This window comes from Bradyrhizobium sp. FW305-F6 (genome assembly GCF_058782905.1).
Genome location: NZ_JBYSYD010000018.1, coordinates 1 through 23,023 on the forward strand (window position 1 = coordinate 1; position 23,023 = coordinate 23,023).

Genomic DNA, 23,023 nt, shown 5'->3' on the forward strand with positions numbered 1-23,023 from the left:
TCAACCGAGATCATAATCCCGATGGTGGGGGCAGTTCTTCATGACGCAAAGGGGGCAGTTCCGGATGGCGTTTGACACGCAAGCGAAGTCGGTAACGAGATGCGGCCGAGAACGCTCCGCTGAAGGTCTGAACAGCTTGTAGTCAGAGGCCGGGGAGCGGGTCGCCCTTCTTCACGGCTCCCTTTGGTACTCGATGCTCCCGCAACGTGTCCGCGGTCATGTGACCGAGGATCTCGACCTTGGAATCGTTCATCGCTCCAGAAGCGTCCTGTACCGCCCTCACCGCCTCTGCCTGATCGGACAAGTGTGCGAACCAGACATCCTGCTTGTGCTGGTCGCCGGAAAGCTGCGGCCAAGTGACGAGAATGGTGTAACCAGCGGCTATCATCTTTCGTCCATGATCTTCGAGTGCGCCAGGCTTTCAACCCGCGATCGGAAGGAACCGTTCCCCGATACGTGGCACTCGCGGGATCGTAGAAACCATTCGTTCGACTATGGATTGGAAGCAGGGGCGCCGTCCGGAGCTATGGAGATTTCCATGCACGCCAACAAATGATCAGCACGCATCCGCAGGTGCGCGGACAGACGACTAACGACGCGCTTATCCGTTGCATCGAGGAGTGCTATTCCTGCGCGCAGACGTGCACGTCCTGTGCGGACGCATGTCTTGCGGAAGACAACGTCAAATCTCTGACGCAGTGCATCCGATTGAACCTGGACTGCGCGGACGTCTGCAGTATCACAGGTAGAATTTCGACCCGCCGGACCGGTTCCGACGAGGAGATGATCCGGAGGATGCAGACGCCTGCGCCGCTGCGCGCAAGAGTGCGAGACGCACGCGAAGATGCATGAACACTGCCGCATCTGTGCGGAAGCATGCCGACGCTGCACGACCGCTTGTGAAGAGGCCGGACGCAGCATGGTGCACTGACGCATTTCGGAGGCGCTCGCTTTTCGAGACCCGAAGGCCTATCCGGATTCCGCGCAAAATCCGGAAAACGACAACGACGATCCGCCACCGCCTGCGGTGCCCCTCCATCCGGCGTCGGGGCTGCTGCTGCGCGACCTGCTCGCCCGCACAGAACCGCCGCTCTACCCGTCTCGAGCAGCCCCCGCTGGGCCAATGTGGCAGCCGATGACGATCGCGGGCCCACTAACGTCTCGATCGACTGGTGCGGCCAAAACAAGCCGGACCGAGTGGTCGGGAAGTGCGCCGCAAGACTTGCAGGGCGACGAATCTGCGAAGGAATGGCTTCCATCCGGCTGGGACGCGGGCGGTGCCTCAGTACCGATACCGTGCGCATGCGCAGTTCAAAGGAGCCGCGAAATCGTCTGTATGCCCTTCATTCCCGTTCCGAACCGGGCGATGGCATCCTTGTTGCGCTCCAGTTCACCGTAAGGCAAGAAGCGCACCTGGAGGTCCGCTACGCGGCTGAAGGCAGGCCGATGAAGCTGGCTACGCACCTCCCCCTCCCTGCCATCGGGAGCGACCAGGAACAATCCGCCGGTTGCATGCAGGTCGCTGCTCAACGCGAGATCGAGCATACGCACGATGCCGGAATAGATGGAGGTGGTATGCTCGACTTCGAACGCGGCCGTGACGCGGCCGCTGACGGCATCGATCCACAGAACATCGATCAACCGGATCGATTCCGCCCCTGCGGCGTCGTCGATCGATGGCGGAAGACGGTCGAGACAGCCCTCGGCCAACGTCGCACCATTATAGGAACGCCCCCGATCGTTTGCCGCGATCCAGACTTGATAGCCAAGCGAAAGGCCCAGGTCCCTGAGCCAAGCTTGAATTTCGGTGTGCGTGAGGTCGTTCTCGCGCGCAGCGGCGATCGACCCTTCCAGTTTCTTTGCCGTCTCTCGGGCCTTCGAAAGCTCCGACAGCCATACGTCCCGGGCCGCCTCCCCTTTGTCGGCGGGAGGTGCCGTAAACCGTCCGGCGCCGATGTCGAACAGAAATCCTGCGATCGCGCCGAGATCGTTGGACAGGAGGTCGCGATAGCTGCGGTTCAGCTCCAGCATGCCCCCGCGCATCGCCAGGTACTGATCCCAACGACCGAGCTTCACTTTCGAGCCCGTCACCGCATTGAAGCCGTTGACGATTGCCGTATTGAACGGCGGCATCAGGGTCGGGTGCAGGAAGTACAAGAGATTGGCGACCGCGGGCCCCAAGCCCTTTATCTTAAGTCGATCGATCGTCTCGATTCCATCCATGAGCTCCCGCTCGGTGCTGCAGCAGGAACAGTGATGGAGCAGCCTGCCGAACGCCCGCTGATTGTCTGGATCTTCGTAGATGTCCGGAATCCGAAGCTTTGGCTTCCACAGGAAGGCGTGATCGGCTCCTTTAAAGATCTGCCTCTGTTCCGCGATGGACCCGACGATGGTTTCCAGGGAAGAGCCCTTGTAAACGTTGCCGAACGTTCCTGCCTCGATCTCCTCGACCACCTGGGCAATTCCCCGCCGGATGGATCGGAAGTTCTTGAGCCGCTCGTCCCACAAAAACCATGTGCGATAGGTCGAGCCCGAGTCCTCGCGCCATCGCTCGATCAGCACGCGCAGCAGATCAGTCAATCCGGCCCCCTTGTAAGAACTGCACCGGTTTGCCTACCGCAAATTCCACCCAAGTCAACGTACCGGTTGGCGGAGACAGTGAGCCAGAGCGGCGTCGCCCGCCGCCGCCAGCAGCTCGCATGGTCAAGTTCGAGCATGCGCTGGATAAGACTAGACGTCACGGCGTCCGAGATCTCGACCGCTAGGCGCGCGAGGTGCGCGGGTAGACCGTCACGCGTTTGAACTCGTCCAGACACCAAGCCGGCATCACACCGGACCTGCGATGCAGCTTGATCTCGGTCGAGGCAGCGCCACACTTGTACGAAGTGGCAGTCGGCCCGCCCGGGCGGTATCAGACGTCGGCGGCGCCGCGGTGGGGGACAGGGAGGCCATTATCGGCGAGATGGCCCTCGGCGCCCTGCGGGGCGTCAACCACCATCGTTGGAACGTGGACCGTTAAGGCGATGGCCTTGTCATTGACGTCATTGAACTCGGCGTCGGTCGCCGCACCGGTTGCGGTGTCGAGGTCAGCATTCAGGGAAGACTTGATGGGCTTCATGAGCAATCGTGAGTCTCAGGCGGGGCAATTGTCGACGACGAGGATCGTTCGGGGCTCCCAGCATCAATGCTCGATCGTGTTGCTGGTCTCGTTGGGTCCGGCAAAAGTGAGGTTCGCGCGATCGCCCCGAGGACCGTAGCAAGCCTCCTGCGCAATTTGGTCGTTAGCGCCCAACGTCGTAGGACGAGTTTTCCGACGAGGACCGCCAGCCCAGGAAACGAAAGTTTTTGCCGGGCGCGAGGGAGCATCCTACCGATCGCTCTTGATCTTCATCGGAAGTCCGCCGACCGGCCGCAATGTCACCCGCAGAAGCGGCCAGACAGAATGGCCCGGCGCAACCTGCATGCTGAAGCTCCTGATGATTGTTGCCAGAACAACTGTCGCTTCCTGTAAGGCGAACGTCGAGCCGATGCAGGTGCGCGGTCCCGCCCCGAATGGTAGGTAACAATAACGGCCTATGCGCGATCGTCTGTCGCCAAGAAAGCGAGTGGGATCGAACACATCTGGATCCGACCACGGCATCCGATGCCGGTGCAGTACATAAGGTGCGATCACGACCAACGTTCCGCGCGGAATGGCCTCGCCGGCAAGTTTGTCCGATTCGATCGCCACTCGGCTAATCGCCGCAATGGGCGGATAGAGCCGAGCCGCCTCATCAATCGCAGCCCGAGCATGGGGCAGACGTTCGGCGAAATCGTGCACCGATCCGCGGCCGATTTCACGGTCAGCTTCCGCTCGGACCCGTTGGCGCCAGTCGTGCGCTTCGGAGAGCAGAAACAGTGACCAACTCAGGAGGTTCGCGGTGGTCTCATGACCGGCCATAATGAAGGTGAGAACATTCGACCGCACCTCCGCTTCGCTCATGTGCTCGCCCGTCCCGGGATCGATTGCGGCGAGCATGAGCGTGAGGAGATCTTGCGGGGCACCATCCGGCTGCTCGATCAGCCGACGACGCTTGGTCGCAATCAACTCGTCGATAGTCCGCTCGAAGAATCGCAGGACGGATCGGACACGGAGGTGACTGACGCGCGGAACCCAGGTCGGCAGGCCGAGGAGATCGAGGGGATCGATACGGCCGATAGTCTCCAAATACGTGACCATCGCTGGCCGGACTTCTTCAGCCTTACAACCAAAGCCATCCGAAAAAATCGTACGCTCGAGCACGTCCAGTGTCAGCCTCGCCATCTCAGCGGCGACATCGAGTGTCGCACCGTCTTGGCAGCGCCAGCGCTCGACCAGCGCATAGGCGGCCTGCAGCATTGCAGGGGCGAACTGCGCAACCATGCGTCTCGAAAACAGCGGGGCGAAAGTGCGGCGCTGATTACGCCACGCATCGCCCTCGGCGCTCAGAAGGCCCTCACCCAACCCGGCAGACAGTCCCCGGCGCTGCAATCTATCCTTCCGGTAGTTTGAAGCGTTATCGAGTAGCACCCGGCGGATCGCGTCCGGATCGTTGACCAGCACCACGTGTCCGACAGGCAGGCCCCCACAATTAGAGGCCTCACGAAATGCTCGGTTGCCCAGCATTCGAGCGGATTGCGCTTGAGCGCCGGGATGAGACGCAGAGGTGCGAGACGCCGGGCGCGCGGCACGGGGGCCGGCGGCCGATAGGGCTGCTAAATAGAGCCAGATCCATCGGTCGAAGGTGCGGCCATGGTCCTCAGCTCCCCGCGCCCATTCACGATCCAATGAACAACGCTGCTCTCGCGAGCAAGTTCTTCTGGATGTGCACCAAGGTGGCTGGAACCAAAGAGCGCCGAGCAAGCTTAATTACTATTGGGCTATGGAGCCGGAGGCGATGGAGCGCACTTCGCGCCAAACTGACCAAGCCAAAGTGTGGGACCTGATTAAGGACGCTCATACCGCTATGCTTGTGACCGTCGACGAGAACGGCGCGCTGGAGGCGCGCCCTATGGGCTGTCTGCAGAAGGAATTTGATGGAGTCCTGTGGTTTCTTACTTTCCGGCACTCCTCGAAGCTTCGTCAGATCGGGAACGAGCACCGGGTCCTGGTCGCCTACGTCAAGCCCGACAAGTACGAGTACCTAGCGGTATCGCGGTCGGCGAGTGTTGTTGAGGATCGGGAAAAGCTGAAGGAGCTGTGGACCGAAGGATTACGTGTGTGGTTTCCGAAGGGGCCCGAGGACCCTGAGCTCGCAATGCTCGCGGTCGAAGTCGAGAAAGCAGAATATTGGGCCGAACCGGCATCCCTCGTCACTTATGCACTCGCCTATGTGAGGACCAGACTGACGGGGGAAAGCCCATCGCCGGACGAGATTGCGGAATCCAAATCGGTTCGCTTGCACGAACGCCCCTAGTTTAGCTGGGGCGCGCAAGACAGCAGTAGGCACACGCTCTTACCGCAGCAGCAGCCACCGCGATTCCAACTGGACGCTCTGCATCAGCCAACGCGCGCCCTAAAGTAGGATGCCGCCGTTTGGCGCTCCAGAACTTGGAGGAGCTGTCTTCACCAATTTCAGTGCGAAAGTTGGAGAAGGCGCCGACTGTTTTCGCATCCCAATCGGGCTATTTCTCCATCGCTTCCATGGCGGTATGCATATGCGCCGCGCAGGCCTTCATATCCTTCTTCCGCATCATGTCTTGCGCCGCCTGCATTTCCTTGATGGCCGTTGTTTTCGACTTGCCATCGGGCATGGCCTGAATATCGGCTTTCATCGCGTTCATGCTGGAGTCGCTGCATTCCATCTGATGCCCCTCGTGAGCGAAGGCAAAAGTCGGTGCGGCAGCTGATGCCATTGCCGCGGCAAAGCCGGCGGCGCTAGCGATGCGAATTATGGATGCGTGCTTGATCATCCTGTTACTCTTCCTCAGGTTGGCAGTTCTCTAGCGGTCGAAGCCGCCGCCGTACCAATTGTGGTGCGGACTACGGTGCCAGTCGTGATGAGGTCCCGTGTGAGCGCCATAGTGCCAGCCGTAGTTCGGATCCCAGTGCAACCCGTTGTGAGGACCGTAGTGTGGCGCGGAATGCCAATCGTGGTGGGTGCCGGAGTGCCAATCGTGCTCCCGGGGCACATAGGGGCGGTCGTAGTACTGGGCATTTGCAGTCTGCGTTAGGATGGCGAGCAGCGCCACTGCACCCAGGAGGGTACTGCTTGCGCCGCTCCCAAATTGTGAAGCTTCTTCGTGTACACCGCTCTCCTCCATTAATCGGCCGAAACGAACTTACGTTGCTGGACCGCCGAGACAGCATCATTGGGATGAAACCCTGAATGAGGTCGAAACGAGAAAGTTAGTTCGGGTTCATCGAGGTTCGTACTGACCTGGCGCCCAGGCACGCGGGCACGACATGAAGACCTTCACTCTCTGACCCAGCAGCCCGTCATGGGTAGGCAGTTGACCCTCCATTTCTACGCTTCGCGCCATCCAGGATAATGGCCATCTGAGATAATGGATGGCTCGCCGGAACGTTCACCCGTGGCACGCTACCCAGGCATAGCGCCACGAGGATGAATCTTGAGCTACCTAACCTCGTACCGGCGTCGCCGTCGGCCACCGTCCACTACGTCGAGGCGTTGGACGTACCGATCGCTGTCGATTACGACAGTTCTCAATGCCGCCCCTCATTCGGTAGGACGGATGCGTACGTTTGTGTCTACTTCGAATTTAAGCGGCGAATCTGCTCAGCCCGATGCGAACTTCCGCAGTAGACCAGGCAACGCCTTGCCATAGGGCGAAGCCGGCAGGCCAATCGCATGCGCAAGATCGACCAGGGCAACGGAAGCGCCGTGCCGCTTCAGGAACCAGCGAATGCGCTCACCGACCGCATACGGTATAGCTTCGAACCGGTCCTCGGTTACGGCAAAGCGATCGCCAACTGCAATCCTGCCACTGTTCAGAAGGCGACCGAACACGCCTCGCCGATGCAGGACGGCCTTGAGATCCACCAGATGCGCGATCTTCTTGCAGGGTTCACAATGGAAGGTCAGTCGAACGAGCGCTTCGCCGATCCGTACGACCGTTCCTGAGGGAAGCTCGTAAAGCCCATCGAAGTCGACTACAACGTTCTCACGAAGATCGCCGTCGTTGAGGCCGAAGGCCGCAGTTGCGGACCGGGACGTGAGCAACACCTGCCGAAATGGGGCAGATGCCACGTGTCCCTCAAGACCATGCTTGCTGAAATGGATCGAGCTCACGTCGCGCATCGGCGCGCCGTGCTCGGCTTTGACAAACAGGTTTGTGACCTTCATCCACCCCGCCCGAAGGTACTGTATTTCTCGATTACTGGTTAACCCGCGAAATTGGCATTTTTGCGAACACGACTGAGCAACAACTTAACGCACTGGGGTTCTAAGAAGTTACGGGCAATCTCTATGCGATTCCGCACCTGCCGCCGAAATTTGGCTGGCTGATTCGGCAGCGGCCCAACGGTCGCGAATGCGACAACGTAGGCGAGATCGCGATTTCGGCCTACCCTTTGCGATGTCATTTTGAATCGGGTCAAGATCTAACCCCGGCGCCGAAAGGCGAGCTCCCGCGGAGGATCGCCAGGCTATTTAGTCCAACGATTTTGAGGGGATGCTTGGTGGGTGCACCGGGGGCGCGAACCTGGGACCCACTGAGTCAGCTGTCCCAGAGATGCCGGCGCCACCCGACATCTACATATCACGCCACCAGCAATTCCCGGCTTCAGGATTCCGCTGTTCTGTATTCGCGAGGGTTGGTTGTCTTCGAGGGAGGGTACTTTCCCAAAAGCGGGCCCATTGATTGACCTCGTGCATTCAGCGCTCACGCTCACGCATTCTCGTGCGTTCACCAGTCTGAGCTATCCGGATCTCCTTATCTCCTTCCGATGGATGACGATCTCGAACCGGTTCCATGACTGTTGCCCGCGCAAACGAATGCCCGTTTTCCAGATGCTGGGTGATGCGCTCCTTGGCGAAAGCCATGATGTTTTTGCGTGCATTCTCATCGTTCGGCAGAGCGCGTTCGACAAGCTTGTTGATGACGGCAATCTGGGATTGGGCCGCGAGGAGGTCGGAATCGTGCACGGCGGCGGGTCGGTCTGCATGGCGTGCATCCACCGTCACACTCCACTTGTTGCGCCACATCTGCCGCCGTTCAATGCTAGCGAGTCCCGTGGCGGCGTCTATGGATTTGATTGCCCTGATGACGGGTTCAACGCCATCTCTGCGCAAAGAGATGCGGTCGCCAGGCCTGCCGCCGCTATTTGCGACGTCCGTTTCTAGGCCGACGCCCCACACCTGATGTCGCCGGCCATCGTCCAATTCAATGGCTACATAGGTTGACGGCTCGGCGTCGGCGCGGTTGCGGTAGGGGCCATAACCGACCTCCATTAGACGTCCGGAAACGCCCTTGTCGTAGTCGAGCGTGTCGGCCTGCAGTGACCTGTCGGAGGCCGAGCGAGCCTCGACATCGTTGGTACGCGCATGGGCTCGATCCCATGCGACTTGTCGATCAGCCAGCGCTTGGCGGTCAGGCTCGTTTGGCTGATAGCCCTGCACCGCTAATCCCCGCGCGCTAGCCTCGAGCCACGCCTCGCGCCGGAACTCGATGGAACCACGGACGTGCAGTGCCTCCCACTGGCGGTGGTGTGCCACGCTGATCATGTCCCGGATCACCTCGGCGGCAGCTATGCGGGTGACCAGGCGATCGTTAGTGGTCTTGAAGGCGAGGTACTCTTTTCGCTCATCGGCATAGAGCCGTGCCTCGCGGTGGGATCCATCCATTTCCGAGTCACTGGCCACCACGTAATATTTCCGACGGATACGGTCCGGAAACGCACTATCGGTGACCTCCGCGGATGAAGCCTTGCTGGGGGATGTTGCTATGGACTCGTCGCCCCCCTTTTCTCGGGCGGAAGCCCGCCCCCCGCGACGTTCTCGCTCCAGGCTAAAGTCCTCGCTCGCGTCATGCCTGTCGTTCATGCTGCGCGCCCTTCTGCTTGCGGCCGGTCGGCCGCGTCGGCGGAATCACCTGAGCGTCGATGTAGTTCATGGTCCAGGCCTTCAGTTCCTCTTCGGAGAGGCCTTCAAGGTCGACATCCACGTCCCCGAAATTAAAGCTCGCGCCGGCAGGAATGGTGGAGGGATCGGCAACCTCCTCGTCTGTCATTGGCCGCGACCGGAATACCATGCGGAGCTCAGCGACTTCAGACCGAAGCTCTTTGATCTCTGCCTCGATCAGCGCATTCGAGCGGACTTTGGGCATCTCCGGGGTGGGCACCGGCAGTAGACGCCGCAGGAAGGCGTTGTCTTCGTAATATACGATCTTGTCGGCGATGACGGGCGGCAGCCCCGAGGCTAGGATGAAGGCCTTGGACCTAGGCAAGAGTTTCAATTCCTGCGGCAACATCAGGGCGCGACGATGCTCGGAGATGGTCTCGCTGGTCGAACGCGTCGCAAGCCCTTTTGGTCCGCTGCGGCTGCGCGCCTTCACGGTGTCGTAGCCAATGCGCTCGGACAGCTCATTGGCCACGTCCTGCTCCTTCGGTGCGAAGACGACCTCGACGGCGTGGTTGGTCATGAAGTTGCGGGCGGCATCGATGCCGTAGATCGCGCGCAGTTGCGCGGGGCTTTGGACTACAGTGAGGAGGCGAATGCCGTATCCGGCGATGAAAGCCACTGATTTAGCGAGCACATTGACATTGCCCAGCGCTGGAAACTCGTCGAGCAAGAGCAGCACCTTGCGATTAAGCTTCGGATTCTGCTCCGGTAGTTCGCGGGTGTTGAGATCGACCACCTGCTGAAAAAACAAATTGAGAAGTGGCGCCATGCGATCGAGATTGTCTGGCGTGACGCCGAGATAGATCGACATCGACCGTTGCCGCAGCTGCCGCAAGTCGAAATCGTTGGTCGAGGTCGCGGCATCGATGCGAGGGTTGAGCCAGAGACCGAGCCTTGCGGTAACGGTCTTGCGCACCGAGTTCATGGTGTTTTCGGAAGCCGCGAGGAAGTCGTTCAAGGCGCTGACGCAGTGTCGCGATAGTGGCGAAGGGCCGGTTTTGCGAGCGGCAATGAGTTTCTCAAAATGGGCCTTGAGGTCGCTCGCTGCGGACAGCTGGTGCAGGATTTCGCCAATCGTCAAGGGCAAGCCAGGCGTTTCCGCGACATAGCCTCCGACAGCCACAAAGGCCGACCGTGCCGCCTCGAACCAGAACGGGTCGCCACGGCTTTCGGCCGGAAACAGCATCACCGCGATGCGCTGCAGATCATCATAGAGATCGCCCGGATCGCTGCGCACATAGCCCAGCGGATTATAGCGTGCCGTGCGGCCGCTCTCCTCGAGAGGGTCGAACAGATGGACCTCCTGCCCATGCGCTGCACGAAATCCCGCCGAGCGATCCCAATTCTCCTTCTTCACATCCAGCACGACAACTGAATCCGGCCAATTGAGCAGGTTCGGAATGACATAGCCGACACCTTTGCCGGCGCGGGTTGGAGCGTAGACCAGGACGTGTTCCGATCCGCCAAAACAGAGCAGTTTGCCGTCCTTGCGGCCGAGCAGCACGCCCTGCTTGGATCGCAGGCCAGCCGCCTTGATCTCGCGCTCCGAGGCGAAACGGGCGCTGCCATGAAGCGCCAGAGGTCGCTGCCGGAGGATAGCGCCGAGCAGGCCAAAGACGACGATCACCCCGGCTAGAGTTGAGAGCGTCAGCCAGCGGTCAAAGCGTGGGTCTGTGCCGTACCGGGGCCAGCCGGTGGCGATCTCGGACCAATGGATGCCTCCGTCGTGATGCCTGAGCCCGAGCAGCAGAATATTTGAGGCGACCAGCAGAAACAGCCCAATCGCGCCGAGCGCAAGCGCAGTACCGAGCGCGAGCCTAGTGGGCGTGGTCGCGTTTGCGAACGGGGTCATAATAGATTTCCGAGATGCGGTAGCGGCCATCGCGCTTCTGCATCTGCACGACCACGTCGACCAGAAGCAGCAGAAGCGAACGGATATCGTCGCGATGAAGGTCGCGGCCCTCGGGACTTTCCTTCACCAGCAAGGTCAGTTGCTCGAAGGCAAGCCGGGCGCTGTCGGCATGGACCGTCGTGATGGACCCCGGATGTCCGGAGTTCACATTCCTTAGATAGAAGAACGCCGTTCCATCCCGCAGCTCCTGCAGCAGGATACGATCCGGCCGCATCCGCAGGCAGGACTCAAGAAGCTCGCGCGGTCCAATTCTGGCGACGCCCTGCCCGTCCTTGGCATAGAGCAGCCGCACGCAATTCTGATGGGGAATGACAAGCTCGGCAGTATCCTCAATCGTGATGAGCCGCTCATGCGACGGAATCGCCGCGATCAGCGCCTTGGACAGGGTGGTCTTGCCGGAACCGGTTGCGCCAGAAATGAGAATGTTGCGGCGGGTCCGTACCGCAAGCTCGAGAAACTCGCGCCAAGCGCCGGTTTCTTTCAAGGCAAGCAAGCGATGCTCGTCAGGGCGGAGCTCGTTCCCCGTGACACGGACCTCGTCGAACAGTCTTGCCTGCTGGAAGGCGTCAAGCGTCATGGTCAGGGTCGATGGCTTGCGGATTGTCAGGCTGATTGTCCCGGCCGGGACAGCCGGGGGGATCACGATCTGACAGCGCTCGTCGCCGATCAAACTGGTTGACACCACCGGATGCTCTGGACCGACGTCCTGACGGGTGTGACCGGCGGCGGCAGTTGCCAGATGCGAGAGGTAAGCATGCGTCAAAGCCGGCGCCTCATGCCGGGTCCAACCGCCCGGCCCTTCCACGAAGATCTCGCCCGGGCGGTTGACGACGATTTCGGTCAGGGTCTTGTCCGCCAGGTATGGTGCCAGCGGCTCCAGATAGCGCTCCAGGACCAGGCGGCCACCATCGCGTTCGCTCGATGCACCCGCGCTCATTTCGTCACCATGGCGGGAGCCACGATGGTTCCAGGGATGGTGCGGTCGAGAATCTGGGTCCGGGTCTCGATTCGCCGAAGTTGGTAAACCGAGGAGAAATCGACGTCGCGTGCGACAAAGATATTGACGAGTTCACCCTGGTTCTTGTTCAGCGTCGGCGGGATGTTGATCGACTGCTCAACAGCGATAGCGGCGGCCGTATTGGTGGCGCCCGCGGTGTTGTTGATCTGGATGGAGCCGTCCTGCATCTGCTGACGAGCGATCGATGAGGCATCGCTGACGATCGAGAGCAGGAGCGCCGAGCCGAACCGCTCAAAGAAATGGGTGTCGATGTCGCCGTCGAAGCCGGCGCGGCCCAGCGCATCGGTGGCCGGCGAGGCCAGTGCTGCAATCACGCCGGTCGGCGTCTTGGCGCGGGTCCACAGCACGAACAGGCGCTTTGAGCCGCGCCGCACATTGCCGCGATACTCGCCGACCACCTGCGTGCCCTTTTCCATGAGCACCACGTTGCCGGAATCCGACATCACGTCCCGTATGACGACGCAGGAGACGAAGCCGGCCACGTCTGAGGACATTGCGGTTTCCAGTACGCACGGAATTGAAGTGCCCTGGGTGACCAGGAGATTACGGTTGGGAAGCCGCGCGGCGCGCACGCCCTCGATCGGGGTGGGCTTCAGCTTGTCGGCAAGGTCGTTGCGCGGCTCGCCCCCTCCAAACCCATAGGGATCGGCAATGACACTTCCGGTCATGCTATCGCGGGCGGGACGCCCGGAAGAAACGGGCCTATTATAGGCCAGGACTGGGGCGCGCCGGGCGCTCTCCAGCAGCTGGTCGGAGGCGGGCGCCGGCGCCGCTGGCGCAGCTGCGACCGGCGTGGCTGCAATTGAAGCGGTGATGATTGGTGCAGACGGCGGTTCCGGTGCGGGCTCGAACGCCGCCGCGGGCCGGATCATCAGCTTGCGGGCGGAATCGCTGACTGGCTTATCGCTCTTCCAGGTGCTCCAGATGATCAGAAAGGCAAAAGCGGTCAGCGCCAGCGCGCCGAAGCCGCGCTTAAGCATCGCCGTTCGACCATTCTCCCCTCCTCCCACGGGGGTAATGCCGCGGTCGCCGGCAATCGTCCCATCGTGATGCTCGGTCATGTCGCGCCGCCTATCGTGACTTCAGGGATGGAGGTGATTTCTTCGCCCGCCGCTCAATCGAGGGGCTGGTGGTATTGGTGCCTGGGTTGATTCCCACCGCGTCGAACGCCTCGTTGAAAATGCAGAGCACGTTGCCTCCTTTGCGCAGACGAAACTCTCGTGCTGTGGCATGAACGACCACGAGTTCGCCTCGGACATCCTTGGGCACCAGGCTTTCCGAGCCGTCGGAGTTGATCAGGTAGATTGCCGGGACTTCGCGGTTGCCCGCGAAGCGGAAGGTGGTCTCTTTGCCGTCGTCGAACACGGCTTCCGGTTCGAGATCGATCGATCCCTGGGCCGAAAACCGCCAGTTGCGCGCCCCATAGGCATGGTGCAGGTCGAAGGTCTGCTCGATCAGCGCGCCTTCCCGCTCGGCGCCCCGCGCGGCCGCTTCCATGCGCCGGCGCTCAATCTCGTCACCGGGATAGGCGAAGCGGACAACGAAATAACTGTCCGCCAGCGTAGTCTCGGCGATCGACAATTCGAACTGATAGGAGCGCTTGCGGCCGTCCGGGCGGGTGGTCACGACCTGCAGATTGGTCGGCGGATGCTTTTCGCGCGGCTTGAGGAACAGGATCGAGCCTGCCGGGGCAACCTCCCATGCCACGGAGTCGCCGATCGCGACATGCGCGACCTCCTCGTCATCAGCAAACAAAATCTGGGTTGAAGCCCGGATGACGCCGTTGACCCGCACCACGTTGGCCGGATCGTAAGTGACCGTGCGCACGCGAGCGTCGTGTTGACCAGGTGCCGGCTGCTGCAGCGCCAGCACGGGCCCCGGGAATGCCAGCGCAAAGATCATCAAAAGGAGGAAACGTTTCATGGCACGACCTCCGGATCGGCGCGATATTCCGAAACCAGAAAGCCGAGGGGATTAATGAGACGGTCGGCAGAGGACATTGGCGCGCTGGCGTACGAGAACGTCAGGGTCGAGACCCAATGGGTGATGCGGGTTTCCTCGCCCTTGCGGCTCTCCTTCATGAACCGTACGGAGGCGACATTGTCGGCGAGAAGCGAGATCGCCTTGATGCGTACCGTGGCGACCCCGAAACGGCCTTGAACGACCTGCGGGCTTTCGGGATTCGAGCCGCGGTACCATGCCGCGAAACGGGCTTGCTCGCCCGCCCCCGAGAGCAAGGAAATCGTTCGAAAATTGGTTTCCGCCTCCGGATAGCTGTAACCCTCGCGTGCACGCACGTAGCGGCCGAGAAAATACTTGGTCACGGCCTCATCGTAGCGCGCCGGCGTCGATTTAAGCGCGGAGACCGTGTCAACAATGCCGGTGGCATTATCGACCCGGATGACGAACGGCTCGACTGTCTTGAGCGGCGCAAGGGCCGCGACCGCACCGACCGAGGCGGCCGCCAATACACAGGCGCCCGCGGCGATCACCCATGCCGTTCGGCGCGAACGATGGGCCGAAAGCAACAGATCCTGTTCCCACCGGCGCGCGTTGTCGAAATAGGTCTTCAGATCATCCTGCCGGACCATCTCACGCCTCCTTGCCGCAGGCGCGGTAAGAGGCTGCAATGTCCAACCGAGAGCTCGAATTGGCGGTATGGCTGGATGGCGCTGACGGCCCAATCTCGCCTTTGCGGATGATGGGTGGTGGTGCCGATGGCGTAATTGGCGGCTCGGGCGCAGCCAATGGCGTGCCGTTCTCCCAATCCCAAAGTGAACGATTGAGCGGTCGGCGCGTCAGACCATCACAGGACGGCGGCCCCTTTGACCATTTCGCGCAGCCTCCAAGCTGCCATCCGATAACGCAAATGATGAATAGTCGACGCCACATCGTTCTGATGCCCCTGTCTTTCCTGTCGCCTGATGCCGGCGATCTTTGCTTACGCTGTCGTAGTGCCCTGGGATCGGACCCGCCGCATACTGCCGCCCTGCCGGCTGGCTCTGGCTGCAGCAAGACCCCGGCTTGCCGACCAGCGGGCGCCGGCATAAGCGCCGCCGGCTGCGGCCGTGACATTGGCAATCAGCGGACTTGTGACCAGCCGGCTTGCAAGCGACGCGCCGCCCCCGGCAAGACCGCCTGCGATGATCGGCAGTTGCAGCGCGATGTATCCGGACAGGCCGAGCACTGCGCTGATCGCAACTGCGGCCACGATCATCTCGCCGGCCGTCCCTGCGCTGGCTGCGAACCTGTCGATGAAGCCGCTGACGGTCGTTAGCATCAGCCCGACCAGAGCGACCACCAGGACTAACAGGATTACGAAATTAGCGACCTGGCGAAGCCAGGCTTCCGTAAACGGCCGCGTGGCCTCGAACAGTCCGAGCGCAATGAAGACCGGGCCAAGCGCGATCACGACGCCGAGGCCGACCTTGGCATAGAGCAGAATGGCAAACTGCAAGAAAGAGGCAACCGCGACAAAAACCAGGAGAATGGCGGCAATCAGGGCAGGCGCAACATCGGTTATTCCCGCTTGATCGTAGATCTTGTTGGCGACGTCGATCCCTTTGGAGAGAAGCTGATCGAAAGGCGCTCCGGAATTGGTGTTCAGTCCGGATCCCGCCAGGGCATTGCCGATCTCCTTCGGCAGGGAATCAAAGAACAGACCCGTGACGTACTGCTGGAAAGCGCTTGAATTGGTCGCGAGCAGAACCACCACCACGATCCGCATCGCCCGCCAGGCGAATTCCATGATCGGCTCGGAGATCGCGCCGCGCATCACAGCAAAGCCATAGAGGACGACGTAGAGCATCACGGCGACGCGCAGCGGGCCATCGATGTATGACGCGAGATTCGACACTGACGTGGACACGAATGCCGTAATCGGTTGCTCAAATTCCTTCAGGAAGCTATCAAAGACATTTAGGGCCATCGCGGCGATCCTTACTTCAGGGCGTCTTTCATGTCTTGGACGGTGATCTTCTTGCGCGCTTCATTCGCGTTGACGCAGTCGGGCGTGTTCCCACGTTCGCCTGGGTTATCGCGGCACGCCTTGAGCGTTGCTTGAAGCTCGTCCCGATGCTCGAAGAACCAGCTGATGGTCTTCGTCTGCTGAATCCTGTCGGATTCGTTGCAGCCGGTGAGAGCAATGGCAACAGCGATCGCCAGAACGGATGCTTTGATCGTCATTGCAGGGCCGCCTTCATTTCATCGACCAGTTGACGCTGTTTTTCGCGTTCCCGCTGACCGTCCATGTCCGTACGGGCCTGCTGGATCATCGCGAGGCCTTGCATTCGGAGCACATCGTTCTGGAGCAGCGCCTGTTCGGCCTGCAGCCGGGCCGACAAGTCAAGGGTCTCCTTGACGTCTGTCGCAGTGCTGATGCGAGTTCTGAGTTCCTCCAGCGCATCGATGCGCTGCGAGGCAGTGTCGTACACCGCCTGCCCCATGGAGTGCTTGGCGCCGGTCTGCCGCGCGATCCGGTCGAGCTCGCTCTGATAGTATGAATTGCCGCTGTTACCGGCATATGCCCGGCTCTGCGACAGATAGTGGTCAATCGCGTCGGCGAAGTTGCCGCCACCCTGCCCCGCGACGAGACGTTCGATATCAGAGAACTGTTGGGGCAGCGTTTTCCGGAACTGCGGTGTGTTCAAGAGCGACCCGATCTCGTTGGCGTTGGTCCGCTTGTTGAAGCTGTCATAGAGCTGCTTGGCCTGGTTCAATTGATCCTGAGCCACCTTGAGCTGCGACGTCAGGGTATCGACCTGCTTCTTCAGTTCGGTCAGTTGCTCAAATTGCCGCGCAAAGACGTTGGGGTCGAATACAATCTCGGCTGCTGCTGGAGACGCGATCAGGAGCGCTGCGACTGACGCGGAGGCAAACATCCCCGACATGCGCTGAACCATCATCGAACTTTCCTCCGCTCCGCGTGAAATACCGGCAGCCATTGGGCCGGATCGTCGCCGACCTCGCTGCGAATGCGATCGAGCAGTTCGACCGTTTCCGTCCGTCCCGACAACACGGCGAGTGCGTCGTCGAAGCCGTTGAGATCAAGTTCCGCCACCACCGAGTTGTGGCCCTGCTTGACCAGGAACCGCCGGCTCTCGGGCGCGAGCTCCTCCTTGATCAAACGGAATTCAGTGTCAGTCAGATGGAAGCCATCGACATAGTCCGATCGTGTTCCCCGCGCGTTCGGCAGGAAGATTTGCGTCGGACATTGCTCGACAATGGTGTGTGCGATCGGCGAGGCCAGCGCGTCGCGGGGCGATTGCGTGCCGAACACCATGACGCCGTTCTGCTTGCGGATGGTTTTCAGCTTGTTGTTGGCGAGATCCCGAAAGGCCTCGTCGCCGAGCGCCTTCCAAAATTCGTCGATATCGATGATCAGGCGCCGGCCGTCGATCAGCCGCTCCACGCGATGAAACAGATACATCATGAGCGGCGTGCGAACGGCCGGATGATCCAGGAGATCAGTCATGTCGAACCCGATGAACCTGGCGTTCAGCCCGATGGCATCCTGCTCGCCGTCGAGCACCCAGCCGAAAGGCGCACCCCGGCACCAACGCTCCAACCGCGCGCCGATTCCTTCGCGATCTTGCTGGCCGAGAAAGGCCCGCAGCGCCCCGAACGAGCGCTCCGCCTGCCGCAGTTGACCAAGAGCTCGTAACCCCGAATCAATCCGCTCCTCCTCGGTCACCGTCAGCGGCCGGTTTTCCGGCGTGACGAGTTTTCGGATCAGTGCACCCAGGAAGGACAGGTTCGCTGGCGTCAGCTCCAGCGCCTTGAGCGGTGCGCAGCCGGTCGCAAGGCCGTTATGGAGCGTCAGATAGGTCCCGCCGGCGGCGCCTACGAAGAGTTCTGCGCCGCGGTCCTTGTCGAAGAACACGTAAGTGGCGCCGAGCCGTTCGGCCTGCGACAGCAGAAAATTCTGCACGACGGTTTTGCCGGAGCCGGACGGACCGCAGATGAAGGTGTTGCCGAGGTCGCCGTGATGGAACGAGAAGTAGAACGGCGAGCCGGAGGCTGTTTTGAGCATCGCAACCGCCGGACCCCAATAGTTGCCGGCAGCCCTCCCGGTCGGATAGGTGTGGAACGGGGAAAACGCCGCAAAATTGCGGGAGCTGATCGCCCCAGTTCGTGCCCGATATTTGAACAACCCGGGAAGCTGTGCCCAATAAGCTGCTTCGAGTCCAAGATCTTCGCGCGCGACGACGCTACCGGCATCGGCCAGTGCGCGCCGCGCCACGCTCATATGCTCCTGCAGCTGGGAAGGCGTCTCCGCATAGATCAGAAGCGAGAGGTGATGATCGCCGAGCGCGAACCTATTGGATTCGAGATCGTCCAGCGCGTCAGCGAGTTCGTCGATCTGTGAGGCCGCCGGATCCTGAGCCGAGACCAGCTGGTTCTGCTTGCGCGTCAGCACCGTCTTGGCGTCGGCTTTTGAGAGAAACGAAAAAGATTGCGTGAGGATGATCTCGAAGGGCGCGGAAAGCAGCGCGTTCAACAGCCCAGGTCTGGTGGACGCCGGATACTCCTTGATCCCGAACATGCCAGCGAAGCGCGATCCGCCGGCACCCCGGATTTCGATGGCTTCGCGGCCGAAAATGACACGATTGGAATAGAGCGCAGGGCCGATCGGCCCTTGCGGCAACGGGACGGGCAGCCACTCCCCGCTTGTGATGGCGTGGAGCAGTTCCATGGGTTCTGAAAATGCCACGCCCTTGCGCTCGACCAGTCCAAGGGTATGGGCACCGTAACGCTCGAGGGCCGCGACCATGTCACGCCTGGCATCCTCGAGCCGCTTCAAGGCATCGCTGTCGACCTCGAGGGAACGCCCAGCGTTTCGGCCAAGCTGCTTGAAGAACGCTGCGGCCACGTCTGTGGTGGCGCGGCCGGGATGCCAGACCAGCGTCAGATAGAGATCGTTGCGAAAGAGCGCTTCGTTACGAAGCCGATCGCGATATTGCGCGTCAAGCGCGGCTGCAAATGTCGATCGGAATGTACCAGCCGGGTAGTCCGACGTTCGGCGGCGCACCAGATGGGTCCATAGCGCCAGCCGTGGATCCGCAACGTTGCGTAAGGTGAGGTTCAGCTTGGCGTGAAGGTCGTTCAGATCCGCCGTCTCGGCGGTTTCGAACGAAGTGCCGTCAAGCCTGATCACCGTGAGCAGCGCTCGGGTCGTGAGACTGATTACCGTATCGGTGATGTGCCGGCCGAACGGCAGGTAGACATCGGGACCGATCTCCCGCGTTTTCAGAGCGGCGCTACGCATTACCAAGGTCTCCTGCTCGATATCGCCGAACGAGCTTGAGCGGTGTGCAAGACGATCCGCCCCAGAATGACGCGTTGCGCGTGCGCCCTCGCGTCTCGATCCAGGCAAGCAGGATCCGGAACATGTTGGGGTCGTGGCGGCAGATGATGCGGCAAAGCCCATGGATTGGAATTGCGACCAGCCCGTAGAGAATGCTGCCAGCCACCAGAAACAGGATGCAGGAGAACATCACATTGAGCGCCATGGCTTCCATGGTGACGCCGGCAATCATGGCCGGACGCGTGCAGGCCAAAAACAAGGTGTCCTCTGTGAGACGCGCGGCCTCGGTCATCAATGACCCCCGGTCAAGGTCGAAACCACCTCGGAGGCGCCGAAGGTGATGGCGACACCGAGCACGACATAGGCGGCCTTGCGCAGATCGAGATAGCCGAACATCCAGGCGATGCCGACGATGATGACAGCCAGCGTCGCCAGCAGGCGGGCGACGTTGCCGGTCAGCATGTTGACGATATTCTGCAGTACGCCTTCGATATTCGCGGTCTGCGCAAACGCAGGCTCAACCAACGCGATGCTGAGAACGGCCCCCATGCAAAGGAGGGCAGCGGAGTGTTTAAGAGAAGAAGTCATGGCACGGCTCCGATTGGCACTGCAGCCGGACCCAGCCCGGACCGCGGTATTGAGTTGAGATGAAAAACGGCGATCCTCATCGTTCGTAAACAAAGGCTGACGTGCCTAGTCCCGAGCGATAGACGTCCCAGGGCCGGCGCTCGCTGGCAGAGGCGGGGGGTGGATCGATTGTCGTATCGCCGGTGGGGCGATCGCGGCTGGTGGTTACCATCGGCTGGGCGCGAGGCTCCGAGACTTGACCGGAAGCCCTGGGCGCGAAGCTCGCGACAACCTCGGCAATCGCCTGGTCGCGGTCTGCGCGTTTTTTGCTCGCCGCTTGCAGTCGCGCATCGAACAATCTGCCAAGCCCGGCAATGTGCTGGCACGCATCGAAGGTGGTACTAGCCGTCAGCCCGGCCTTCCGTGTTTCCTCCGCATCAAGTTGACCGAGACCTGTTCGGACTTTCTGACCGGAGGCGATGGCTTCGGTCGCGAGCTGGATGGCTTCGTCACGGTCGGTTGCCTGAATCGGAATCGATTTGCGCCCTTCAATCGTGATCAGCAGCGGCTCGAACGAGCTCGCCTGCCGGACGATTGCCGTCAGCGGCCGGACCATTGCCGTCGGGGCGCATCGCTCGACCAGAGCCGCGAATGCAGCTGGATCCATGGTGAAAGCCTTCTTGTCGGGAGCTGAGACGTTCGATGCTAGGCTGCGGCCGCCAGGCTCGACGGCGCGTCAATTGCACGCCCTGAAATCTGCCCGGCCGCTCGGATCGCGCCGAGAGCCTCCTCGGTGATCGGCAACAATCCAGCGACGGCTTTGGTCGAGCCGATTTGGCGAGGCATGCCGAGGCGATCGAGCTGCCATCCGGCCCGGCGCAGGATGCGTTCCATGCGCAGGTCAGTGACTGTTGCGATGGCCTGAAGATTGTGCTGCTGCCCCCATTCGATCATGGCTGCAAACAGCAGGAACGTCGCTTTGCGCAGACCATTCTCTGCTGTTGTCGCCACACTTTTGGTGTCAACGCAAAAGCGCGAGCTCTCCCAAATTGTGGTCGCTTTCGGCGCCGGGTTGCCATCCAGCAACACCGGGAACGTATCCGCGAGCATGTTGCGCCCAGTGGTCGGCAGTAGGCGAACACAACCCACGACGTCGGTCTGCTCGAGTGCCAGCAGATATGTCGGCTTGAAGGTGTCGTACTGATCGATCTCCAATCCGTTGGAAACAGAGACCTCCCAGTCGAGCCGATCCTTGAACACGCGCCTTCGCAGGCGATGCATTCCCAGCGTTAGTTCGGAGTCGTGCAGGAGTGCCGCACGGCTACGCACAATGACCTTCATTCTTAACCTCAAACTTACGAATCACAGCTTCGAGATCAAGAAAGCAGGCGCGGTCACGGCGTTGCGCTGTCAGTTCTGACAGGGCGTGTTTGGAATCGTTCTTGCCGCAAAGCTGCCGCAACGTCGCAATACACGGCTGCACGTGGAACGCGAATCGTCAAACTGTTCGCGTTGTGGGAACTAAGAAGTGACTGAAGAGGCGCAATGAAAGATGTCAAAAGAGCATGCGATGAGTTTGTCGATTGTCTTCACTCGGCCCATACGGAAGATGATTTTCGGCGTGTCGCGGAGCGAGCCGCGCATGCATTGGGGTTCCGGTGGTTTGCCTATTTTGGCCAGCGAGCGAATGGCCCCAATCTGATCTCATCCTATCCAAAGAGTTGGACCAGCCACTATTTTCGGGAAGGATATGACAACATCGATCCCGTTCTCCAGAGCCCGCGAAACACAAGGCGGATGTTCCTGTGGGACGGACGCGAGGCGCGAAGTGCGAAGTCAGCGAAAGAGCGCCGTCTGTTTGACGATGCGCTCAGCTTCAAGATCAGGACCGGCCTGACGGTTCGCATTCCCTCAAGTCAAAACCAGTTCGCGGCGTTTACACTTGCGGTGGACGAGCGCTGCCTTGCACTCGATCGTTTCATCGAGACCGCGCACGACATGTTGGAAATGGTGGGTCTCAACTACCATGCACATGTGAGTGCCAGGATCGGACGCACCTCGGCAGCTGGCGGAATCGTCAGCCCACTGACGCAGCGCGAGCGGCAGTGTCTCGCCTGGACCTCTGATGGCAAGACGATGCGGGATATTGCGGAGCTTCTCGGTATTGGGCAGCGAGGCGTAAAGTTTCATTTGGACAACGCTAGGCAAAATCTTGCCGCATTGACCCTTCCACACGCTGTCGCTCTCGCGATTCGACAGGGATTGCTTCCGTGATGCGCAAAACGGCTGTCCGCTGGTAGGAAGTGCCAAGCTCACGATCCAGTCAGGATGGCGGTTGAGCGGTCGCACTCAAGACGCGGGATTCTCTGGTACATAACCACGGCGTCTTTTGCGGACGAGCCAAGCCTCGAGCGCTTCGACGGCTTGGACCCTCCCCGCAAACAGATCCATCCGCCGGCGGCCGCGCCGGCCGAGACGCCCCCATTCGCGCACCAACGCCGTATCTCCGAACAGAGTCGGTTCGATCGTGAGGACATAGAACCTGGCCATATTACAGGCCGGATCGCATCGTTGGAGAACGAGGTATGGGACCGTGAGTTCGGACATGCGTAAGAATCGCAACTGTCGAAACCGCCGTCCAATTAATTAATCGAATCGATCAGGCCTCTCGATTCAGAAGTTTAATACTGCTGATGAAAGAATTGAGGGTGCTCAGCCACCGGTCGCGGAAAATGTGTCGGCTGTTGTGCGCCTCTGACTGAGAAGGTGGGCGTCGCCCTGCGGGCCGGGCTGGAGGCTGCGCTGAAGCCCCGCGAGCGGGTCTTCCCCCTTACGGGCTGCCATCCCTGACGCGAGAAGGCCCGAGTCCCCGAACAGCCAGCTGCTGAGTCTATCGGAAACCGCGCGTATTCGCGTCGGACCTGAACCCTAAATGCAAGCCAAGCCTTTGGCCTTGGGGTCATTGACGGCAGCGGAACCTTCGCGGAGCAGCAGCCAGCCGGCCAAATCGACGTTCGCTCCAGACAAAACGACGGCGGCTGTCTGCGGATTCCGATCGATGTCGCCCAGGATTCCGAGATGATCTCGCCCACCATTCCGATTTGAAGTCGCCCACCCGT

The 23,023-nt window shown here is 60.9% G+C and carries 24 protein-coding genes and 1 pseudogene; 3 read left to right on the plus strand and 22 right to left on the minus strand.

Annotation, left to right across the window (positions count from 1 at the left end; genetic code table 11):
* Positions 1-142 precede the first annotated feature (142 nt).
* Positions 143-388 carry a hypothetical protein gene (locus AC3WLX_RS36125; RefSeq protein ID WP_492339367.1) on the minus strand — a complete coding sequence of 82 codons (246 nt, stop codon included), beginning with the start codon at positions 386-388 and terminating at the stop codon, positions 143-145.
* A gap of 138 nt (positions 389-526) precedes the next feature.
* Between AC3WLX_RS36125 and AC3WLX_RS36130 the strand changes: the two are divergent.
* Positions 527-931, plus strand: a pseudogene (locus tag AC3WLX_RS36130) (four-helix bundle copper-binding protein).
* Positions 932-1,311: 380 nt separating this feature from the next.
* On the opposite strand, the gene AC3WLX_RS36135 reads toward AC3WLX_RS36130, so the two are convergent.
* The 3 genes from AC3WLX_RS36135 to AC3WLX_RS36145 all read right to left on the minus strand — a co-directional run bounded on the left by AC3WLX_RS36135 (position 1,312) and on the right by AC3WLX_RS36145 (position 4,582).
* A complete protein-coding gene (locus tag AC3WLX_RS36135) occupies positions 1,312-2,580 on the minus strand; it encodes a type II restriction enzyme NmeDI-related protein (protein WP_492339347.1) in 1,269 nt (422 codons plus the stop codon).
* Between the two features lie 331 nt (positions 2,581-2,911).
* The gene (locus tag AC3WLX_RS36140) at positions 2,912-3,118 is read right to left on the minus strand and encodes a hypothetical protein (protein WP_492339348.1); all 207 of its coding nucleotides are present in this window, start codon (positions 3,116-3,118) and stop codon (positions 2,912-2,914) included.
* A gap of 249 nt (positions 3,119-3,367) precedes the next feature.
* A complete protein-coding gene (locus AC3WLX_RS36145; protein WP_492339349.1) occupies positions 3,368-4,582 on the minus strand; it encodes a cytochrome P450 in 1,215 nt (404 codons plus the stop codon).
* Between the two features lie 334 nt (positions 4,583-4,916).
* On the opposite strand from AC3WLX_RS36145, the gene AC3WLX_RS36150 reads away from it, so the two are divergent.
* The gene (locus tag AC3WLX_RS36150; RefSeq protein WP_492339350.1) at positions 4,917-5,435 is read left to right on the plus strand and encodes a pyridoxamine 5'-phosphate oxidase family protein; all 519 of its coding nucleotides are present in this window, start codon (positions 4,917-4,919) and stop codon (positions 5,433-5,435) included.
* A gap of 208 nt (positions 5,436-5,643) precedes the next feature.
* Here AC3WLX_RS36150 and AC3WLX_RS36155 read toward each other — a convergent pair whose 3' ends face one another.
* From AC3WLX_RS36155 to AC3WLX_RS36230, 16 genes are all read right to left on the minus strand, one after another.
* Positions 5,644-5,931, minus strand: a complete 288-nt coding sequence (locus AC3WLX_RS36155; RefSeq protein WP_492339351.1) for a hypothetical protein — start codon at positions 5,929-5,931, stop codon at positions 5,644-5,646.
* 827 nt (positions 5,932-6,758) lie between these two features.
* Positions 6,759-7,325: an MOSC domain-containing protein gene (locus AC3WLX_RS36160; protein ID WP_492339352.1), complete on the minus strand. Its 567-nt coding sequence runs from the start codon at positions 7,323-7,325 to the stop codon at positions 6,759-6,761.
* A 531-nt stretch (positions 7,326-7,856) separates the two neighbouring features.
* Entirely contained in the window at positions 7,857-9,023 is a 1,167-nt protein-coding gene (locus AC3WLX_RS36165; RefSeq protein WP_492339353.1) for an LPD7 domain-containing protein, read from the minus strand.
* The gene (locus AC3WLX_RS36170; protein WP_492339354.1) at positions 9,007-10,953 is read right to left on the minus strand and encodes a type IV secretory system conjugative DNA transfer family protein; all 1,947 of its coding nucleotides are present in this window, start codon (positions 10,951-10,953) and stop codon (positions 9,007-9,009) included. The genes AC3WLX_RS36165 and AC3WLX_RS36170 overlap by 17 nt, the downstream gene beginning before the upstream one ends.
* The gene (gene virB11, locus AC3WLX_RS36175) at positions 10,919-11,950 is read right to left on the minus strand and encodes a P-type DNA transfer ATPase VirB11 (protein ID WP_492339355.1); all 1,032 of its coding nucleotides are present in this window, start codon (positions 11,948-11,950) and stop codon (positions 10,919-10,921) included. Before virB11 ends, AC3WLX_RS36170 begins: the two co-directional genes overlap by 35 nt.
* The gene (gene virB10, locus AC3WLX_RS36180) at positions 11,947-13,092 is read right to left on the minus strand and encodes a type IV secretion system protein VirB10 (protein ID WP_492339356.1); all 1,146 of its coding nucleotides are present in this window, start codon (positions 13,090-13,092) and stop codon (positions 11,947-11,949) included. The genes virB11 and virB10 overlap by 4 nt, the downstream gene beginning before the upstream one ends.
* Before the next feature lie 10 nt (positions 13,093-13,102).
* Complete coding sequence (gene virB9, locus AC3WLX_RS36185; protein WP_492339357.1) at positions 13,103-13,954, minus strand: P-type conjugative transfer protein VirB9; 852 nt, start codon at positions 13,952-13,954, stop codon at positions 13,103-13,105.
* On the minus strand, positions 13,951-14,622 hold the full coding sequence (locus AC3WLX_RS36190; RefSeq protein ID WP_354201991.1) for a VirB8 family type IV secretion system protein: 672 nt from the start codon (positions 14,620-14,622) through the stop codon (positions 13,951-13,953). The genes virB9 and AC3WLX_RS36190 overlap by 4 nt, the downstream gene beginning before the upstream one ends.
* A 350-nt stretch (positions 14,623-14,972) precedes the next feature.
* Positions 14,973-15,959, minus strand: coding sequence for a TrbL/VirB6 family protein (locus AC3WLX_RS36195; RefSeq protein ID WP_492339358.1), 987 nt, complete (start codon positions 15,957-15,959; stop codon positions 14,973-14,975).
* Positions 15,960-15,970: 11 nt separating this feature from the next.
* A complete protein-coding gene (locus AC3WLX_RS36200; protein WP_492339359.1) occupies positions 15,971-16,216 on the minus strand; it encodes an EexN family lipoprotein in 246 nt (81 codons plus the stop codon).
* Positions 16,213-16,935, minus strand: a complete 723-nt coding sequence (locus tag AC3WLX_RS36205; protein WP_492339360.1) for a TrbJ/VirB5 family protein — start codon at positions 16,933-16,935, stop codon at positions 16,213-16,215. Before AC3WLX_RS36205 ends, AC3WLX_RS36200 begins: the two co-directional genes overlap by 4 nt.
* Positions 16,932-19,298: a VirB4 family type IV secretion/conjugal transfer ATPase gene (locus AC3WLX_RS36210; protein WP_492339361.1), complete on the minus strand. Its 2,367-nt coding sequence runs from the start codon at positions 19,296-19,298 to the stop codon at positions 16,932-16,934. The genes AC3WLX_RS36205 and AC3WLX_RS36210 overlap by 4 nt, the downstream gene beginning before the upstream one ends.
* Positions 19,291-19,629, minus strand: a complete 339-nt coding sequence (locus tag AC3WLX_RS36215) for a VirB3 family type IV secretion system protein (protein WP_492339362.1) — start codon at positions 19,627-19,629, stop codon at positions 19,291-19,293. The genes AC3WLX_RS36210 and AC3WLX_RS36215 overlap by 8 nt, the downstream gene beginning before the upstream one ends.
* Positions 19,629-19,925 carry a TrbC/VirB2 family protein gene (locus AC3WLX_RS36220; RefSeq protein ID WP_439035910.1) on the minus strand — a complete coding sequence of 99 codons (297 nt, stop codon included), beginning with the start codon at positions 19,923-19,925 and terminating at the stop codon, positions 19,629-19,631. The genes AC3WLX_RS36215 and AC3WLX_RS36220 overlap by 1 nt, the downstream gene beginning before the upstream one ends.
* Before the next feature lie 76 nt (positions 19,926-20,001).
* On the minus strand, positions 20,002-20,571 hold the full coding sequence (locus tag AC3WLX_RS36225; protein WP_492339363.1) for a lysozyme family protein: 570 nt from the start codon (positions 20,569-20,571) through the stop codon (positions 20,002-20,004).
* A 38-nt stretch (positions 20,572-20,609) separates the two neighbouring features.
* Positions 20,610-21,245 (minus strand): acyl-homoserine-lactone synthase, encoded by a 636-nt coding sequence (locus tag AC3WLX_RS36230; protein WP_492339364.1) that lies wholly within the window; start codon positions 21,243-21,245, stop codon positions 20,610-20,612.
* Between the two features lie 204 nt (positions 21,246-21,449).
* On the opposite strand from AC3WLX_RS36230, the gene AC3WLX_RS36235 reads away from it, so the two are divergent.
* Positions 21,450-22,178, plus strand: coding sequence for an autoinducer binding domain-containing protein (locus AC3WLX_RS36235; RefSeq protein WP_279669220.1), 729 nt, complete (start codon positions 21,450-21,452; stop codon positions 22,176-22,178).
* Positions 22,179-22,253: 75 nt separating this feature from the next.
* Here AC3WLX_RS36235 and AC3WLX_RS36240 read toward each other — a convergent pair whose 3' ends face one another.
* Positions 22,254-22,511, minus strand: a complete 258-nt coding sequence (locus AC3WLX_RS36240) for a WGR domain-containing protein (RefSeq protein WP_492339365.1) — start codon at positions 22,509-22,511, stop codon at positions 22,254-22,256.
* 321 nt (positions 22,512-22,832) lie between these two features.
* Positions 22,833-23,023 (minus strand): hypothetical protein (locus AC3WLX_RS36245; protein ID WP_492339366.1); only part of this gene is annotated, 191 nt, incomplete at its 5' end.